This is a genomic window from Pseudonocardia xishanensis, from assembly GCF_039541715.1.
Taxonomy (GTDB): domain Bacteria; phylum Actinomycetota; class Actinomycetes; order Mycobacteriales; family Pseudonocardiaceae; genus Pseudonocardia; species Pseudonocardia xishanensis.
Window position 1 is genome coordinate 71832 of record NZ_BAABGT010000122.1, and the last position, 17759, is coordinate 89590.

At 75.4% G+C, this 17759-nt stretch carries 13 protein-coding genes; 8 read left to right on the top strand and 5 right to left on the bottom strand.

What is annotated here, in order from left to right; genetic code table 11:
• Positions 1 to 24 precede the first annotated feature (24 nt).
• On the top strand, positions 25 to 1002 hold the full coding sequence (locus ABD993_RS34265) for an MFS transporter (protein WP_345427467.1): 978 nt from the start codon (positions 25 to 27) through the stop codon (positions 1000 to 1002).
• On the opposite strand, the gene ABD993_RS34270 is transcribed toward ABD993_RS34265, so the two are convergent.
• Positions 966 to 1964, bottom strand: a complete 999-nt coding sequence (locus ABD993_RS34270) for a potassium channel family protein (RefSeq protein WP_345428608.1) — start codon at positions 1962 to 1964, stop codon at positions 966 to 968. The two genes, ABD993_RS34265 and ABD993_RS34270, sit on opposite strands and share 37 nt — an antisense overlap.
• Before the next feature lie 105 nt (positions 1965 to 2069).
• Here ABD993_RS34270 and ABD993_RS34275 point away from each other — a divergent pair, with 105 nt between their 5' ends.
• The gene (locus tag ABD993_RS34275; protein WP_345427469.1) at positions 2070 to 2423 is read left to right on the top strand and encodes a DoxX family protein; all 354 of its coding nucleotides are present in this window, start codon (positions 2070 to 2072) and stop codon (positions 2421 to 2423) included.
• Here ABD993_RS34275 and ABD993_RS34280 read toward each other — a convergent pair.
• Positions 2404 to 3474 (bottom strand): NAD(P)H-binding protein, encoded by a 1071-nt coding sequence (locus tag ABD993_RS34280; RefSeq protein ID WP_345427471.1) that lies wholly within the window; start codon positions 3472 to 3474, stop codon positions 2404 to 2406. The two genes, ABD993_RS34275 and ABD993_RS34280, sit on opposite strands and share 20 nt — an antisense overlap.
• 135 nt (positions 3475 to 3609) lie before the next feature.
• On the opposite strand from ABD993_RS34280, the gene ABD993_RS34285 reads away from it, so the two are divergent.
• From ABD993_RS34285 to ABD993_RS34310, 6 genes are all read left to right on the top strand, one after another.
• Entirely contained in the window at positions 3610 to 4695 is a 1086-nt protein-coding gene (locus tag ABD993_RS34285; RefSeq protein WP_345427473.1) for a sensor histidine kinase, read from the top strand.
• The gene (locus ABD993_RS34290) at positions 4692 to 5450 is read left to right on the top strand and encodes a LytR/AlgR family response regulator transcription factor (RefSeq protein WP_345427475.1); all 759 of its coding nucleotides are present in this window, start codon (positions 4692 to 4694) and stop codon (positions 5448 to 5450) included. Before ABD993_RS34285 ends, ABD993_RS34290 begins: the two co-directional genes overlap by 4 nt.
• Positions 5451 to 5529: 79 nt before the next feature.
• Positions 5530 to 5898, top strand: coding sequence for a hypothetical protein (locus ABD993_RS34295; protein ID WP_345427476.1), 369 nt, complete (start codon positions 5530 to 5532; stop codon positions 5896 to 5898).
• Complete coding sequence (locus ABD993_RS34300; protein ID WP_345427478.1) at positions 5895 to 7550, top strand: sodium/solute symporter; 1656 nt, start codon at positions 5895 to 5897, stop codon at positions 7548 to 7550. The genes ABD993_RS34295 and ABD993_RS34300 overlap by 4 nt, the downstream gene beginning before the upstream one ends.
• Positions 7551 to 7678: 128 nt before the next feature.
• Positions 7679 to 8032 carry a DUF485 domain-containing protein gene (locus tag ABD993_RS34305; protein WP_345427479.1) on the top strand — a complete coding sequence of 118 codons (354 nt, stop codon included), beginning with the start codon at positions 7679 to 7681 and terminating at the stop codon, positions 8030 to 8032.
• Entirely contained in the window at positions 8029 to 9675 is a 1647-nt protein-coding gene (locus ABD993_RS34310; protein WP_345427481.1) for a solute symporter family protein, read from the top strand. The genes ABD993_RS34305 and ABD993_RS34310 overlap by 4 nt, the downstream gene beginning before the upstream one ends.
• Before the next feature lie 51 nt (positions 9676 to 9726).
• On the opposite strand, the gene ABD993_RS34315 is transcribed toward ABD993_RS34310, so the two are convergent.
• The 3 genes from ABD993_RS34315 to ABD993_RS34325 form a co-directional block, all read right to left on the bottom strand.
• On the bottom strand, positions 9727 to 13017 hold the full coding sequence (locus ABD993_RS34315) for an ATP-dependent helicase (protein WP_345427482.1): 3291 nt from the start codon (positions 13015 to 13017) through the stop codon (positions 9727 to 9729).
• A 32-nt stretch (positions 13018 to 13049) separates the two neighbouring features.
• Positions 13050 to 13982, bottom strand: a complete 933-nt coding sequence (locus ABD993_RS34320; protein ID WP_345427484.1) for a glycoside hydrolase family 16 protein — start codon at positions 13980 to 13982, stop codon at positions 13050 to 13052.
• A 159-nt stretch (positions 13983 to 14141) separates the two neighbouring features.
• Complete coding sequence (locus ABD993_RS34325) at positions 14142 to 17627, bottom strand: ATP-dependent helicase (RefSeq protein ID WP_345427486.1); 3486 nt, start codon at positions 17625 to 17627, stop codon at positions 14142 to 14144.
• Positions 17628 to 17759 lie beyond the last annotated feature (132 nt).

The window sequence follows — 17759 nt, forward strand, 5'->3', positions numbered from 1 at the left end:
CGGCGGGGCGCGCCTCTCCCCCGCATGAACGGACCCGGACCGCCGCAGGCCGACGTCGTGACCTACCGGGCGCTCGCCGGGCTGGTGCTGGGCCGGATCGGGGTGGACGGCGGCGCGCGGGCGGTCCTGCCGTTCCTACCGGTGGTGGCGGCGGGCCTGGGCCTGAGCTTCGGCGAGCTGGCCCTGTTGGTCGCCCTGCGCAGCGCTGCGGGCCTGGCGGGCCCCGGTCTGGCCCGGGTGGTGCACGGTCGCAGCAGGCGGTCCGTGCTCGTCGGCGCCTGCCTGCCGGCCTGCCTCGGCTGCCTCGCGATCACCGGCCCGACGGCGGACGTCCCCGCGGCCGACATCCTGTTCCTCGGCTCCGCGACCGCCGTCGGCGACGGGACCGTGCACGACCGCACGCTGCTGGCGGCCGCCGGGTTCGTGGCCACCGGCCTGGCCCGGCCGCTGTTCGACATCGCCGCCCAGTCCTGGATCGCGGGTGCGGTCCCGCCGGGGCGGATCGGCCGGGCGACGGGGATCGTCGAGCTGGGGTGGGCACTCGCGCAGGCCGCGACGGTCCCGCTCGCCGGGATGTTGATCGGGCCGTTCGGCTGGCGGGTGATCGGGCTGCTCACCGCCGGGTACGCGCTGGTCGGCGCGCTGGCCGTCGGGCGGCTGGTGCCCCGCGGCCCGGTCCGCGAGCGGACCCCGGCACCCGCGGCCCGGCCGGTGCGGGCGCGGGTCCCGGCACTCGTCGTCGCCGTGGCCCTGACCGTCGCCGCCGCCGAGTGGTCGCGATGGGCACCGCCGTGCCGACGCGCTCGCGGACCCGGACCGTCGCGGCCGTGGCGGCCGGGATCGGGGTCGGCAACCTGGGCGGCGCCCTGCTGGCCCCCGTGGTCTACGGGTCGGGCGGGATGGCCCTGTCCGGGCCGGTCGCGGCGCTGCTCGTCGGCGCGGCCGCGGCGGTGCTGGTCGGGGACTCAGTCCTCGTCCGCAGGCGAGGCCTTGCGCACGTAGAGCAGCCGGTCCCCGCGCTCGAGCGCGTCGACCGACGACGAGTCCACCCGGTAGAGCTTCTCGTCCCGCACCACGCCGAGCACGATGTCCGCGAGGTGCCGCGGCGAGCCGCCGATCTCGTCCGGCTCCACCTCCCGCTCGCTGATCGCGAAGCCGGCGTCCGGGGTCAGCAGGTCCTCGACCACCTCGACGACGCTGGGCGTCCGGGTCGCCACGCCGAGCAGCCGCCCCGCCGTCTCGGCCGAGACGATCACGGAGTCGGCGCCGGACTGGCGGAGCAGGTGCACGTTCTCCGACTCCCGCACGGCCGCGACGATGCGCGTCTTCGGCGCGATCTCCCGAGCCGTCAGGGTGACGAGAACCGCCGTGTCGTCCCGGTTCGTCGCCACGACGATCGCGTCCGCGTGGTGCACGCCCGCGATCCGCAGGACGGCGGAGCGCGTCGCGTTTCCCGTCACGGTGACGAGACCGAGCGCGGAGGCCGCGTCCAGCTGGGCGCGGTCGGTGTCGACGACCACGATCTCCTCGGGCCTGGTCCCGTCGCCGAGCAGTGTCTCGACGGCGGCGCGGCCCTTCGTCCCGTACCCGATGACGACGGTGTGATGGCGCACCCGAGACCTCCAGCGCTGGATCCGGAACGACTGCCGGGACCGTTCGGTGAGCAGCTCGACGGTCGTGCCGACGAGGACGATGAGGAAGAGCAGCCGCAGCGGCGTGATGACGACGGTCGTGAGCAGCCGCGCCGTCGCCGTGTACGGGACGATGTCGCCGTAGCCGGTCGTGGAGAGCGAGACCGTGGCGTAGTACAGCGCGTCGTTGAACGAGATCGCGCCCTCGCCGTTGTTGTCGACGTACCCGTCCCGGCCGATGTAGACGATCAGCGCGGCGGCGAACAGCGCCCCGAGTGCCACGACGACCCGCTGCAGCAGCGCGACCAGCGGCCGCTCCGGGTTGTCGGGCATGCGGAGGGCGCCGATCACCTGCGGATCGACGGGAGGGCGGCGGGGCCGATCACGCACGCGGAGAGACTAGAGCACGAGAGCCCGCGGGCTGCGATGATCCGCCGGATGAACACCGCCCGCCCCCTCGCCGCCCTGCTCGCCACCGCCGGGATCGGGCACGCCGTGTCCCCGGTGTTCTTCGACGCGATCGTCCCCCGGTGGCTCCCGGGCCCCGCCCGGTTCTGGACCTACGCCTCGGGTGCCGTGGAGGCCGCCGTCGGGGTGGCGGTGGCGGTGCCGCGCACCCGGCGGCTCGGCGCGTACGCGGCCGCCGCCCTGTTCGTGGCCATGTTCCCGGCGAACGTCCAGATGGCGGTCGACTGGTCGGATCGCACTCCGCGCGAGAAGGCGGTCGCCTACGGCAGGCTGCCGCTGCAGGTGCCGCTGGTGCTCTGGGCGCTCAGGATCGCTCGACGCTGAAGAACTCCAGCTCCGCGAGCGTGTCCAGACCGAAGGCGCCCACCGGGTCCAGCGCCCCGACCCCCTCCACACCCTGCTCCGACGCCCGTTGCGCACCCCAGGCCAGCAGGTCCGCCGTCACGCCGTAGGGCTCGCCGAACCGCACCCGGGTGCGGGCCAGCAGGGTGCCGCCCGCGTCGAACACCTCGGCGATCGTGACGGACCGCGCCGCGGCCAGCGCGGCGGGATCCGGGTCGCGCGGGAGCCGCCGGACGAGCGCGCCGAGCCCCTTGGCGACGGCCGCGGGCGGCGCGGGCAGCCTGCTCGCCGCGTGCACCGCGTGGCTCGCCCGGCCGAACCAGCCGAGATGGACGTCGACGATGCGCAGGCCCGGATGCAGCCGCGGCAGCGCGAAGTGCTCCGACGCGCCGACTGAGAACGCGGGTCGCGGCACCCCGTCGACCGCGTAGGTCCGCAGCCTGCGGGCGCCGGGCTCGGTCTGCAGGACGCCGTCCCGCACGCTGTACGCCGGGCTGCTCGCGACGCCCACGCTCGATTCCAGCGTGCCGCGCGAGAACAGCCGTCCGCGGCCGAGGACGAAGTAGCCGACGTCCACCCGCGCCGCCCGCTCCCCCGCGTCCCGCAGGGCGAGGGCCCCGGCCAGCACGCCGGGCACGTAGTCGTTGCCGAACGCGGTGAGCAGCCGGGCGCCGGACCGCTCGGCCGCGGGACCCTGCAGCTCGAACACCTCGCGGATGAACGCGGGTTCCCCGGCCGAGTCCAGGTAGGTCGCCCCCGCGGAGACCACGGCGGCCAGGGCTGCCCCGCCGAGCCGCGCGAACGGCCCCACGGTGGTGACCAGCACGTCCTCCGGCCCGACGAGGGCGGCGACCGACGCCATGTCCGTCACGTCCGCCCGCGCGGTCTCGCAGCCCAGCCGCTCGGCGAGCGCGGCCAGCCGTTGCGGGTCCCGGCCTGCCAGCACGGGGGTGAGCCCGCGCGCCCGCATCGCCTCGGCGGTCCGCCCGCCGGTGTACCCCGTCGCCCCGAACAGCACGATGCGTCCCGTCACGCCCGTGACCGTAGCGATCGCGAGCCCGACCCCGGGCACGACCTTCACCGGGTGAACAACGCCCGACGGTCCTCGCGGCGGCGATCCCGTCCGCCGCGATCCCGCCGGGCCGACCCGGGGCCTTACCCTGTGCCGGTGGTGACCGAGGACGCCCCCGTCGCACGCCGACGGCTGTTCCGCCGGGCCCCGGCCGCCGACCCCACCGCCGTCCTCGCGGCGGGCAGCGCGATCGCGGCCGACCTCCGCGGCGGGCTGGCGCCGCGGGCCGGGGACCTCGGCGCGGACCCGGTCGCGCGGGCGGCGCGACGGCTGCGGTCGCTGCTGGGGGTCGGCGCCGTCGGGCTGGCGGACCTGCACGGGGAGCCCGCCTGGGCGGGCCGGGTGCCCGCCGGGGCCGCCGACCTGGTCGAACAGGTCCGCCGGGACGGACACCGGGCCGCGACCGGATCCGTCGCCGCCGACCCGATCGTGGTCCGCGGCGAGCTCGCCGGGGTGCTGGTGCTCGGCGGCGACCTCGGCCGCGGGGTGGCGCGGCGGACCGCGGACTGGGTGGCCGAGGCCCTCGAACGCGGCAGGCTGGAGGCCTCCGCCGAGGCGGCCGAGCGGGCGGAGCTGCGGGCGCTGCGGGCGGAGATCTCGCCGCACTTCGTCTACAACGCACTGACGACGATCGGCTCCTTCGTCGACTCCGACCCCGACCGCGCGCGGGACCTGATCCTGGACTTCGCCGAGTACATCCGGCACTCCGTCGCCCGCCGCGGCGACTACACGACGCTGGCGGGCGAGTTCCGCGCCGTCGAGGCCTACCTCGCGCTCGCCCGTGCGGTGCTCGGCGACCGGCTGCGGGTGCAGGTCCGGATCGCCCCCGAGGTCCTCCCGGTGGCGCTGCCCTTCCTGGCCCTGCAACCGTTGGTGGAGAACGCGGTGCAGCACGGCGTCGAGCGGCGGGAGGAGGGCGGGTCGGTGCAGGTCAGCGGCGAGGCCCAGGGCTCGGAGTGCGTCATCGCGATCGAGGACGACGGGCCCGGCATGGATCCCGAGCACGCCCGCGCGCTGCTCGCCGGGGCGGGCGGCGGGGAGGGCCTCGCGTTGACCAACGTGGACAGACGACTGCGGGCGGTCTACGGCCCGCAGTACGGGCTGGTGATCGAGACCGCGCTCGGCGAGGGGACTCGCGTGGTGATGCGGGTGCCGCGGTTCCAGCCGGGGGTGGTGGCGTGACCCTGCGGGTCCTCGCCGTGGACGACGTCGCCCCGGCCCTGGCCGAGCTCACCCGGCTGCTGGCCGCCTCGACGCTCGTCGGCGAGGTGGTGCCCGCCGGGGACGCGTTGTCGGCGTTGAAGCTGATCAAGGACGCCCGGTTCGACGCGGTGTTCCTCGACATCGCGATGCCGGGGATGGACGGGCTCGAGCTGGCCTCGCTGCTCGCCCGGATGACCGACCCCCCGGAGCTGGTCTTCGTGACGGCCTTCGAGGAGCACGCCGTGTCCGCATACGGCGTCGGCGCGCTGGACTACCTGCTCAAACCCCTTGCGGCGGAGCGGCTGGAGGCCGCGCTGGCCCGGATCGTGCGGGTGGCCCGGCCGCGGGAACCCTCGCCCGCGGTGGTCGACGAGCTGGCGGCGGTGTCGGTCGAGCTGGGCGGCCGGACCCGGTACGTCCGGCGGGCGGAGGTCCGGTTCGCCGAAGCGCAGGGGGACTACGTGCGACTGCACACCCGCGGCGGCTCGCACCTGGTGCGGATGCCGATCTCCCGGCTGGAGGAGCACTGGGCCGCGTTCGGGTACGTGCGGGTGCACCGCGGCTTCCTGCTCGCCGTGCCCGCGGTGCAGGAGCTGCGGTCGGACGCGAGCGGGGGGTTGTTGGCACACACCGACGCCGGGGACGTCCCGGTCAGCCGCAGGCACGCGCGCGAGCTCAGGGATCGCCTCCTGGAGGCGGCGACGCGCGGCGACTTCGCGGGGGGTGGGTGGTGAGCGGGGCGCCACTCGCGTGGCGAAGAGGTCACCCGACGACTCCTGGGCCGCCCGGGTACCGGCCGGGGAGTGGGGCGCCGTGAGTCGGAAGCGGGTCGCCGTGACCAGCCCGCAGACCCGGATGGCGCTCGCGACCCGGCGCGGCGGGCCCGGGCCCCTGACCCCGCTCGACGCCGAGACGCTGGCCCGGGCGCGCGGGATGCGTCGTCGCCAGCTCCGGATCGCGGCGGTGACGCTGCTCGGGGCGGCGGTGCTGCTCGTCGGGCTGCCGGTACTGCTGGACGTCGTGCCGCGCGGGATCCGCCTGGGGGACATGCCGGTGGTGTGGCTCGCGGTGGCGGTGCTGCCCTATCCGCTGCTCGCGCTGCTGGCGCACCTGCAGCTCCGCCGGGCGGAGCGCGTGGAGCGACGCGGCACGGAACGGGACACGGCGGCCGGGCGCCGGTGATCGGGCTCGCGGTCGTCCCGGTCGTCCTCGCGACCCTGCTGATCGGGGCCCGCGGGGTCGCCGCCATACGGTCCACATCGGACTTCCTGGTCGCCTCCCGCCGGGTGTCGCCCACGCTCAACGCGGCCGCGGTGTCCGGGGAGTACCTGTCCGCGGCGTCGTTCCTGGGGATCGCCGGGCTCGTGGTGAAGAACGGCGTCGGTGCCCTCTGGTACCCGGTCGGGTTCACCGCGGGGTACCTGCTGATGCTCGTGCTCGTGGCGGCGCCGATGCGGCGGACCGGCGCGCTCACCGTCCCGGACTTCGCGGAGGCCCGACTCGGCTCCACCCGGCTGCGACGGTTCTCCGCGCTGGTCGTGCTGGTGATCGCGGGCCTGTACCTGGTCCCCCAGTTCACCGCGGCCGGTCAGGTGTTGACGCTGGTCAGCGGCACGCCGTACTGGGTGGGGATCGTGGTGTCGGGGGTGGCGGTGAGCGTCACGCTCGCGCTGGGCGGGATGCGGGCGGCGACCTACGTCCAGGCCTTCCAGTTCGTCCTCAAGCTGGTGTTGTTCATCGTCCCCGCGGTGTGGCTGCTGATCGCGGTCGGCGCGGACACCCGCACGGAGGCGCTGCGGCCCGCCGAGTACTCGACCTTCCCGCGGTCCACCGAGGTGACCTTCCGGTTGGACACCCGGCTGCAGGTCACCGAGCCGGTCACGGTGCTCGCCGCCGGCGTGCCCCGGCTCCTGGGACCGGGCGAGCACGTCGCGCCCGCCGAGGCCACCTGGGTCTTCCCCGAGGGCGCCGCCGTGCCGAAGATCGCCGGGTCGGCCCTGCCCGGCAGCGACACCTGGCAGCGCCCCCTGCTCGACGCGGGCAACGGCCATCCCCTGCTGGCCACCTGGTCGATCCTGGTCGCCACCGCGCTGGGGACCATGGGCCTGCCGCACGTGATCGTCCGGTTCCACACCAGCCCGGACGGCCGCGCGGCCCGCCGGACCGCCGCGATCACGGTGGGGCTGCTGGGCTCGTTCTACGTGTTCACCGTGGTGTACGGCCTGCTGGGCGGAGTCCTGCTCCCGGAGCTGTACCTGTCCGGGGCGACGGACACCGCCGTCGTCGCGCTGCCGTCCAGGGTGGACGGCGGGACCACCGGGGACGTGTTCACGGCGCTGCTGACCGCGGGCGCCTTCGCCGCGTTCCTCGCGACGTCGCTGGGTCTGCTGCTGGCCCTCGCCGGGGCCGTCGCGCACGACCTGCTGCCCGGGTCGCTGCGCAGGCTGCGGCTCACCGCGCTGCTCGCGGCGGGCGTGATCGTGCTGTGCGCCCTGCCCGCCGTGCGGATCGACGTCGGCGCCGTCGTGACGTCGGCGTTCGCGGTGGCGGCCTCGACCTTCTGCCCGATGCTGGTGCTGGGGATCTGGTGGCGGGGACTCACGGCGCGGGGCGCGTTCGCCGGGATGGCGCTGGGCCTGGCGTCCTCGGCGGGAGTGATGGCGACCGGGCTCGTGGTGCGTCCGGATCCCGGGTTGGCGGCCCTGCTGCTCGGCCAGCCCGCGCTCTTCTCCGTCCCGCTCGCCTTCCTGACGATGATCGTCGTCTCGCTGCGGGGGCGCCCGGCGGCGGGCTCGGAGGCCACCATGCTGCGGTTGCACCTCGACGAGGCCTGACCGTTCGTCGCGTTTCGCGACCGTTCGTCGGCCGCTCGTCGGTCGACGTGGCGGTGTGTCGTGCGTTACTTCCCTTCTGCGCCCGGTGCCCTTCTCCTATCCGCAGCGACCCGTGCAAGGAGGCACCCGTGAGCACCGAGACCCCACCACCGGAAGCCCGGACGACGAGCGCTGAGCCCGACTGGGAAACGGTCCAGGCGAGCCCGGAGTTCCAGGCCCTGCGGAGCAGGTTGCGCCGCTTCGTCTTCCCGCTGACCGTCGGCTTCCTGGCCTGGTACCTGCTCTACGTCCTGCTCGCCAGCTACGCACCCTCCTTCATGGCGATCAAGCTGGTCGGCAACATCAACGTCGGGCTGGTCTTCGGGCTGCTGCAGTTCGTGTCCACCTTCGCGATCACGACCTGGTACGTGAAGTGGGCGGACAAGAAGTTCGACCCGCACGCCACCGCCATCCGTGAGGAGATCGAGGGAGGCGCGAAGTGACCCTCGCCCAGTCCGCCTCCATCGACGGCTCGAACCCGTACCTCAACATCGGGATCTTCGCCGTCTTCGTCGTGATCACGCTGGCCATCGTCATCCGGGTCAGCAAGCGCGCGAGCAGCGGCGCCAAGGACTTCTACACCGCGGGCGGCGGCTTCACCGGCCCGCAGAACGGCATCGCGATCTCCGGGGACTACCTGTCCGCCGCGTCGTTCCTGGGCATCGCGGGCGCCATCGCGCTCTACGGCTACGACGGCTTCCTCTACTCGATCGGCTTCCTGGTCGCCTGGCTGGTGGCCCTGCTGCTGGTCGCGGAGCTGCTGCGCAACACCGGCAAGTACACGATGGGCGACGTGCTGGCCTTCCGCATGAAGCAGCGGCCCGTGCGTGCGGCGGCGGCCACCTCGACGCTGGCCGTGTCCTTCTTCTACCTGCTGGCCCAGATGGCCGGGGCGGGCGGGCTCGTCGCACTGCTGTTGGACATCAAGTCCAAGACCGGGCAGTCCATCGTCATCGCCATCGTCGGCGCGCTGATGATCGCCTACGTGCTGATCGGCGGTATGCGCGGCACGACCTGGGTGCAGATCATCAAGGCCGTCCTGCTGATCATCGGCGCGGGTGTGATGACCCTGTGGGTGCTCACCCTCTTCGGCTTCAACCTGTCGGCGCTGATGGGTGACGCCGTGACGCAGGTCGGGTCCCTCGGCGAGAAGCTGCTGAGCCCGGGCGCCCAGTACGGCAAGAGCGGCACCACCCGGCTGGACTTCATCTCACTCGGCCTCGCCCTGGTGCTCGGCACCGCGGGCCTGCCGCACATCCTGATGCGCTTCTACACCGTCCCGACGGCCAAGGAGGCCCGCCGCTCGGTGACCTGGGCGATCTGGCTGATCGGCGTCTTCTACCTGTTCACGCTGGTCCTGGGCTTCGGCGCCGGGGCGCTCGTGGGCCCGGACGTGATCAAGAAGGCGCCCGGGGCGGCGAACTCCGCGGCCCCGCTGCTGGCCTACGAGCTCGGCGGCACGGTCCTGCTCGGCCTGATCGCGGCCGTCGCGTTCGCTACGATCCTCGCCGTCGTCGCGGGCCTGACGATCACCGCGTCGGCCTCCTTCGCCCACGACATCTACATCAACGTGATCAAGCACGGCCAGGTGCAGGACGAGCAGCGCACCGAGGTGAGGATCGCCCGCCGGACGGCCGTGGTGATCGGCATCGTCGCGATCCTCGGCGGCATCCTGGCCAACGGGCAGAACATCGCCTTCCTGGTGGCGCTGGCCTTCGCCGTCGCCGCGTCCGCGAACCTCCCGACGATCCTCTACTCGCTGTTCTGGAAGCGGTTCAACACCCAGGGCGCGCTGTGGAGCATCTACGGCGGTCTCACGATCACGCTGGTGCTGATCGTGTTCTCGCCCGTCGTGTCCGGCAAGCCGGTGGACCCGGTGACCGGGCGCAGCGCCTCGATGATCCAGGGCGTGGACTTCCACTGGTTCCCGCTGGACAACCCGGGCCTGGTCTCGATCCCGCTGTCCTTCCTGCTCGGCTACCTCGGCACCGTGCTGTCGAAGGAGAAGGCCGACCTGAAGAGGGCCGCGGAGATGGAGGTCCGGTCCCTGACCGGCGCGGGCGCGGAGAAGGCCGTCGCGCACTGACCCGACCCCCGACGACGGGGCACCCCCTCCGCGGAGGGGGTGCCCCGTCCGTCATTCCGGCCGCACCAGGTGCTCCAGCTCCGCGACGGACATGAGGTCGGCGGGGCGCAGCGTGGCGTTCTCACGCACGTAGTGGAAGGCCGCGCGGACCCGCTCCGGCTCGACGCCCGCCAGCGCCGCCCAGGCCAGCCGGTACATCGCCAGCTGCACGCCCACGGCCTGCCACCGGTCCGCCTCCGGTACCGCGCCGGTCTTCCAGTCGACGACGGTGAACCCGCCGTCCGGGTCCGCGAACACGGCGTCCATCCGGCCGCGCACCGCGACCCCGGCGAGCACGGCCTCGAACGCCACCTCCGCCTCGACGGGCACCCGGTCGGCCCACTCGCTGGCCAGGAACGCCTCCTGCAGCTCCTCGAGGGCCGCGTCCCCCGCGCTCTGGTCGTCCGCGGCACCGGGCAGCTCGTCGACGTCCAGCAGCTTCTCCGCGCCGAACCGCTGCTCCAGCCAGGAGTGGAACGCCGTGCCGCGCCGGGCGTGCGGGTTGGGCGGCAGCGGCATCGGCCGCCGCAGACCCGCGGCGAACGCCTCGGCGTCCGCCGCGAGCTCCACGAGCTGGCTCACGCTGACCTGCCCCGGCAGCGCGACGGTCGGGCGGGCGATCCCCGCGGCGCGCTCGGCCAGCAGGACGTCCACGTCCGCGGCCCAGCCCTCGGGGTCCGGGTCCTCCACCGGCTCCGGTTCCTCGAGCTCGAAGCTGAGCTGGTCGGTGTTCCGCGCCCGCCGCCGCTCCGCCCGCCTGCCGCGTTCACGCTGCCTCAGCGCCTCACGCACCAGCTCCGCGCCCTCGTGCACCGCGGCCGACCGCGCCCCGAGCGGGTCCGCGGGCCAGAGCGCGGTGACCTCTCGGGCGAGGACGGGGTTCTCGGCCTCCGGCTCGGGCGGATCCGCCCAGACCTCGGGCGTGACCACGGTGGTCAGCGTGGTGAGGAACTCCGACGGCCCGCGCGGCGTGGAGCCCGTGGCTCCCCAGTGGTGCCCCGAGCAGAGCAACACTCGCTCGGACCGGGTGAGCGCGACGTAGAACAGCCGCCGCTCCTCGGTCCGTCGCCGCTCCTCCAGCCCCGCCTCGTGCTCCTCCAGCGCGAGCTCGACCTGCTTGCGATCCGGCGCGGGTGGGATGTACAGGCCCGGCAGGTCGTCCGCGTCCCCCCGCAGCGGCACGGGCAGCTCGGCGACGGCGGTGATCCAGCTCCCGGACATCCGGCGCCCCGGGAACACCTGCGTGACCAGGTGCGGGACGGCCACGACCTCCCATTCCAGGCCCTTCGCCGCGTGCACGGTGAGGATCTGCACCCGGTCCTCGGCGACCTCGACCTCCCCCGGGGACAGGCCGTCCTCCGCCTGCTCGGCGGTGTCCAGGTAGTCCAGCAGCGCGGGCAGGCTCGACACCTCGGCGCCCGCGGCGAAGTCCGCCACCACGTCGGCGAACGCGTCCAGATGGGCCCGGCCCGCGGGGCCGGGGCGGGCGGCGGTCTCGACGTCCAGCACCAGCACCCGCTCGACGTCCGCCACCAGGTCCGACAGCGGCGCCGACGCCCGCCCCCGCAGCCACGACAGCTCCCGCGCGAGCCTGCGGATCCGGGCGAACCCGGCCTCGGAGTAGCTCTCGGCGGGACCGGGGTCGTCCAGTGCGTCCACCAGGCCCGCCTGCTCGGCCTGCTCCCCGGGAAGCGCGCCGAGGGCCAGCTCGGCGGGGGGCAGCGGGCCGGGCCGCGCGGGCAGCGGCGGGACGAGCTCGCGGGCCCGCCTCCACAGGGCCGCCAGGTCCGCGACCCCGATCCGCCAGCGCGCCCCGGTGAGCAGCCGGACGGCCGCCGGGCCCGCGAGCGGGTTCGCGACGATCTTCAACGCGCTGACCAGGTCCCGGACCTCCGGGGTGTCCAGCAGCCCACCGAGCCCGACGACCTCGACCGGCAGCCCGCGCTCGCGCAGTGCGGCGGCCAGCGCGTCCATGTCCCCGCGACGGCGCACCAGGACCGCGCTCGTGGGCGGCTTCTCCCGGTCCCGCCACTGCTCGGCGATGCCGTCCGCGACCCAGGCGACCTCGTCGACGACGTCCGCGTGCAGCGCGACCCGCACGTCCCCCGGCACCGCCCGCGAGCCGGGTCGCAGCGCCCCGACGGAGACGGCCTCGCTGCGCAGGGGCTCCGACACGACGTTGGCCAGGTCGAGGACCTCGGCCGGGTTCCGGAAGCTGGTCAGCAGGCCGTACTGGTCCGCGGGCTCCCCGTCCGGACGCGGGAAGTCGGTGCGGAAGCGGGCGAGGTTGCCCGCGCTCGCCCCGCGCCAGCCGTAGATCGACTGACAGGGGTCCCCGACCGCCGTGACGGCCAGCGGCTCGGCGCGGACCTCCTCCCCGGGGATGCGGCCGAACAGCGCGCGCAACAGCACGCGCTGGGCGTGCCCGGTGTCCTGGTACTCGTCCAGCAGGATCGCTCGGTACTGGCCGCGCTCGATCTCCCCGACCTCCGGTCGGGCCTCGGCGACGCGCGCCGCGATCGCGAGCTGGTCGGAGAAGTCCATCGCGCGCTCGGCGGCCTTCCGCCGCGCGTACTCCTCCACCAGCGGCAGCAGCTCCGTGCGCAGCCGCTGCGCGAACATCTTGTCCCTGTACTTCTGCGACGGGTCCGCGCGCTGCCGCTTGGCGGGCGGCGCGGTCTCCATGATCTCCAGCAGCTCGGCGGTGAACCGCCGCAGCCGCTCCGGCTCGACGAGGTGCTCCCCCAGCTCCCCGGCCAGCGCCAGCAGGTAACCGGTCACGGTCGCGGGGACCCGGTCCACCTCCAGGTCCGCCGCCCACGAGCTGACGACGCGGTGCGCGAGCTGCCACGACGCCGTCTGCCCGAGCAGCCGCGAGGCGGGCTCGGCGGGCAGCCGCAGCGCGTGCTCGGACACCAGCCGCCCGGCGTAGGCGTGGTAGGTCGCGACGGTCGGCTCGCCCGCCGTCAGCGCGGCCCGTCGACCGCCCCCGGGGTCCAGCTCGTCCAACAGCGGGGAGCCCGCCAGCCTGCGCAGCCGGGAGCGGACGCGGCTGCCCAGCTGCTGGGCGGCCTTGCGGGTGAAGGTCAGCCCGAGGATCTGCTCCGGGAGCACCTGTCCGGTCGCGACCAGCCAGACCACGCGCGCGGCCATGGTCTCGGTCTTGCCCGCCCCGGCCCCCGCCACGACCAGCGCGGACTCCGGGGGCGCCGCGATCACCGCGGCCTGCTCCTCGGTGGGCTCGGGTAGCCCCAGCGCGCGCGCGAGCACCGCGGGGGCGAGCAGGCCGGCGGCGATCGTCACGGGGACCTGTCTACCGGACACCCCTGACGGTCCTACGCGGGCTGCCCCGGGAGGGAGGAGATGCGGAGGTAGTCCACCTGCAGCCGGATGTCCGGCCCGCCCTCCGGCGGCGCCGCGAGCCAGCCCGGGGCGGGGCCCTGGTCGAGCTGGATGGTGGCGTGCATCGGCTTCGTGGGGATCATGGCCGGGTCGACGGTCTCGAAGGTCTTGGCCCCGTCGACGTACATCGTGAGCCGGTCCGGCAGCCACTCGAAGGCGAAGGTGTGCCACTGGGAGAAGTCGCCCGGGGTCGCGCCACCGAACGTCTGGTTGCCCGCCCCCCAGTGGATGATCGTGTGGGCGGCGTTCCGGTTCTCGCTCGGAACCTCCATCATGTCCAGCTCGCCGTCGTCCGGCCACTTCTCGGAGTCCGGCCACAGCAGGATCGCCGAGCCGAACCCGACGCCCTTGTCCGTGCGCGCCCGGAACTCCCAGCGGCCGTACAGCTGGCCCTTCTTCATGCCGATGCCGCCCGAGGTGCCGCCGTCCGCCGCCCGGCCGGTGATCGTGAGGACGCCGTCCCCCTGGGTGACGGCGTCCGGTGTCCGGCGGCCGTTGCCGAAGGCGCCCTTCGAGTCGTAGACGTTCCAGGAGCCACCGTCGACCGCGCCGCCGCCGAACTCGTCCCCACCCGCGGGCACCCAGGCGATCCCGGGGGTGGCGGGCGCGGCCGCCGCCTGGTGTGCGGCCGCCCGGGGCTTCGGGGTGGTCGTGGTCGTGCGCGGGGGGCGGGTGGTGGTGGTCGTGGTGGGCGGCGGAGTGGACGTGGTCGGCGCGACCGTGGTCGTCGGCGCGGCCAGGGCGGCCCCCTGGGAGTCCGGCGAGGTCCGGAGTTCGGGCTCGGCCGCGGACCCGCAGCCCGCGAGCAGCGCGGACAGGGCGCCCGCGACCGCCACGGCGAGAGCGCGCGTACGCAGACGGGACACGGGGTAGGGCCTCCTCGGGGCGCGCCGGTGAGGGGGAGCAACGGCACGGCGGGGTGTGGGGAACGAGGACGAACCGTACTAGGTGGACGCTGCTTGCGAACGCACCGACCCGCCAACGGCGCGCCCGGTGCGGCTGGGCGACCACTCGGCCCGCCGGGCTCACGGGTCGACCACCGGGCGACCGGACTCGACCGCGGGGCAACTCGTCCGAACGGGGCATCGGTCGCAGTCCGGTCCGACCCGCGCGACGTAGGCCGGACCGCTGGTCTGCCCGGCCGCCTCCCGCACCTCGGCCAGCCAGTGGCCGACCGCCTCGCCCTCGAGCGGGGGTTGGTCCTTCTCCTTGGGTGAACCCTTGGCACTGCGGTCCGCGACGAAGACCAGCCGGGCACCCCCGGGCTGCGCACCCTCGCCGAGCAGGTCCGAGAATGCGCCCAAGGTCGCGGCCAGCTGGTAGACCGCGAGCTGCGGGTGCTCGGCCGCCGAGGCCGCACTGACCGCGGTCCGCCCGGTCTTGACGTCCACCACCACGGCGCGACCCGCGTCGTCCACCTCGAGGCGGTCCACCCGGCCGCGCAGCCGGATGGTGGGCCGCGGCTCCCCCACCTCGACCTGGTCCGGGTCGTCCCCCTCGATGTCCAGCTGGACCGGGTGCTCGACGGCGACCAGCCGCAGCCCCGCCGCGCGGCTCTCGCGCAGCCACTGGTCGAAGCCGGCGAGCATCCCGCGGACGCGGGCCAGCTCCCGACGGCTGTACCACGGCGCGCCCGCGTCCAGCCGGGCCCAGGCGGCCCGCAGAGCGGCATCGATCTCGGCGGGGTCGGCACCCGCCGCACCCGCCTGCACCAGCGCGTGCACCAGCGAGCCCGTCACCGCGGACAGGGCCCCGATCTCCGCCCCGCCGTGCCGCTCGAGCACCCAGCGCAGCGGACAGGCCAGAATCCTGTCCACATCGGAGGGAGACACCGGCACGACCTCGCCGGGTGCACGCAGCGGATCCTCCGCCGAGGGTTCGGCGAGGCCGTACCAGTCCTCCGGGCGCGCGCCCGGCACGCCGTCCTCGGCCAGTCGCGCGAGCTGCAGCGCGGCCCGGCGCCGCCGCGCCATGCGGTCCGGGTCCCCGTGGTCCGACTCGGCGACCGCGCGACGCAGCTCGCCGACGAGCTCGGCCAGGACCAGGGCCCGACCGGGCCGGGTGGGTGTGCGGCCCTCGGCCGCGTCCGCGGGGAGCGGATCGAGCTCGTCGAGGAAGCGGGAGGGCTGTTCGTCCTCGGCGTGCACCGCGCTGACCAGCAGAGTCCGCTTCGCCCGGGTGCAGGCGACGTAGAAGAGCCTGCGCTCCTCCGCCAGCAGCGGCGCGGTGCGGGACACCCCGTCCGCCGGGTCCGCGACGCCCGCCACCACGTCGACGAGTCGCTCGTTGCCGAGCAGGCTGCCCCGCAGCCGCAGGTCCGGCCAGCTGCCCTCCTGCACCCCCGGGACCGCCACGACCTCCCACTCCCGCCCGCGCGAGGCGTGCGCGGTGAGCAGCGCGACCGCCTCCTCCCGCGGCGCGGCGACGGCCCCGGTGTCGCCGGGGAGGTGCTGGTCCCCCAGGTACTCCGCGAAACCCGCGACGTCCGCTCCGGGCAGCCGGTCGGTGTAGCGTGCGGCGGCCTCGAACAGGGCGAGGACCGCGTCGAGGTCCCGGTCCGCCGCGGCGCCGACCGGGCCGCCGCGGGCGCTCGCCCCGGCCCACTTGCGCGCGAGTCCGGAGCGGTCCCAGACCTGCCAGAGCACCTCCTCCACGCTCCGCCCCTCCCCCGCGACCGCCGCGGCGGTGGCGAGCAGGGTGGAGACCGCACGCAGGGGCGCGGAGTCGCCGGGCGGGAGCGCGGTGAGGGGATCGGGACGCCCCGCCGCCGCGGCGCGCAACGCCTCGACGAGCAGGGGGTCCGATCCGGCGCGCTCGGCGTCCTCGGGGGTGGGTGGGGAGTCTGCGGCCGCCGTGCCGCTCGACGCCGAGGGGTCGGGCGCACCGGCGGTGGGCGCTCCGACGGTGGGCGCTGCGGGGGCTGCGGCTGCGGGGGCTGCGGGGGCTGCCCAGGGGTCCTCGGCACTCCGGCGCCCCGCGGCCGCGTGCAGGCGGAGAAGGCCCCGTCGCAGCCTGCGCATCCGCATCGGGTCCCCCGCCCCGAGCACCGAGGTCAGCAGCGCGGTGGCCACGTCCGCGTCGATCGACTCCGGGCGCGTGGCCGCCCGCAGGACCAGCAGGAACGGCAGGACCGCGGGCTGGCGGGCGAGGGGGAGCTCCTCGGGCGGCGCCGCGATCGGGACCCCCGCCGCGACCAGCGCCCGGCGCAACGCGGGCAGGGTCCGCCGGGCCGAGCGGGACAGGACCGCCATCTCCGACCACGGGACCCCCTCGAGCAGGTGGGCCCGGCGGAGCCGGTCGGCGATCCAGGCCGCCTCGGTGGCCGCCGAGGTGAAGGTGCGGACGAGAACGCTGCCGGGGTCGGCGGGATCGGCGGGGTCGCCCGCCTCCGGCGGCGCGATCCGGAGCCTGCCCTCGCCCGAGCCTGCGAGGCGGGACGCGAGTCGGGATCCCGCCGCCCGCACCGCGTCCCGCTGGCGGTGGTCCACGGTGAGGGTCTCGGTCGGCGCCTCGACCGCGCGCAGGCCCTCCGGATCGGCGCCGCGGAACCCCAGGACCGCCTGGTCCGGGTCCCCGGCGAGGAGGGTGCTGGTGGCGGTACGGGCCAGTACCCGGACCAGCTCCAGCTGCTGGGGGTCGAGGTCCTGCGCGTCGTCCACGTACAGGTGGCGGACCCGTTCGCGCTCCGCGGCGAGGAGCTCGGGGTCGAAGGCCAGCGCGTCCAGCGCCGCGGCCACCAGCTCGGCCGAGTCCAACGCCGGGGCCGTCGCCTGGGGTGCGGCCCTACCCACCGCCCCCCGGAGCAGGATGACCTGCTCGTAGGTGCGGAAGAACCGCCCGGCCGCCTCCCACTCGGGCACGCCGTGCCGGGTGCCCAGCGCGAGGAGCTCCTCCGGCCCGAGGCCCCGCTCCTCCGCGCGCAACAACAGCTCCCGCAGCTCCCCCGCGAACGCCGGCACGCCGAGCGCGGCCCGGATCCGGTCGGGCCAGCCCGATCCGGGGACGGTGCCGTTCCAGTTGGCCAGCTCCCCGGCCAGCAGGTCACGGACCACCGCGTCCTGCTCCGCACCCGCAAGGAGGCGCGGTGGCGGGTCCCCGGCCCGCGCCGCGTGCAGCCGCATGATCCCGAACGCATAGGAGTGCACGGTGCGCACGAGCATCTCCCGGGTGGTCCGCTGCAGCCCCGCGCCCGCGGGCAGCACCGCCCGCACCAGCCGCTCCCGCAGGTCCGACGCCGCCCGCCTGCTGCCGACGAGCACCAGGACCCGCCCCGGGTCCACCCCCTCCCGGATCCGCCGGGCCACACTCGCCAGCAGGACCGAGGTCTTTCCGGTGCCGGGGCCGCCGATCACCCGCAGCGGGCCCGCCGTGTGCTCGACGACCCGACGCGCCGCTCCCGCCCACTCCGGCTCGCCCACCTGCGGCCGCGCGGGACGCACCAGCAGCGGGCCCTCCGCCGCCGGGGCGCGTCCCCCGCCGACGGGGCGGTCCGGATCGGGTGTGGGTGTCATGGCCACGATGAGACCACGCCGCCCCGACGCTTCCGGCCGAGATCCGGGAGTTGTCCACAGGTGGGCGTCGAGGGTGCGGATCGGTGCGCCGGCCGCCGGGTTGTCCACAGGCGGGCGGGAAACCGTCGCGGA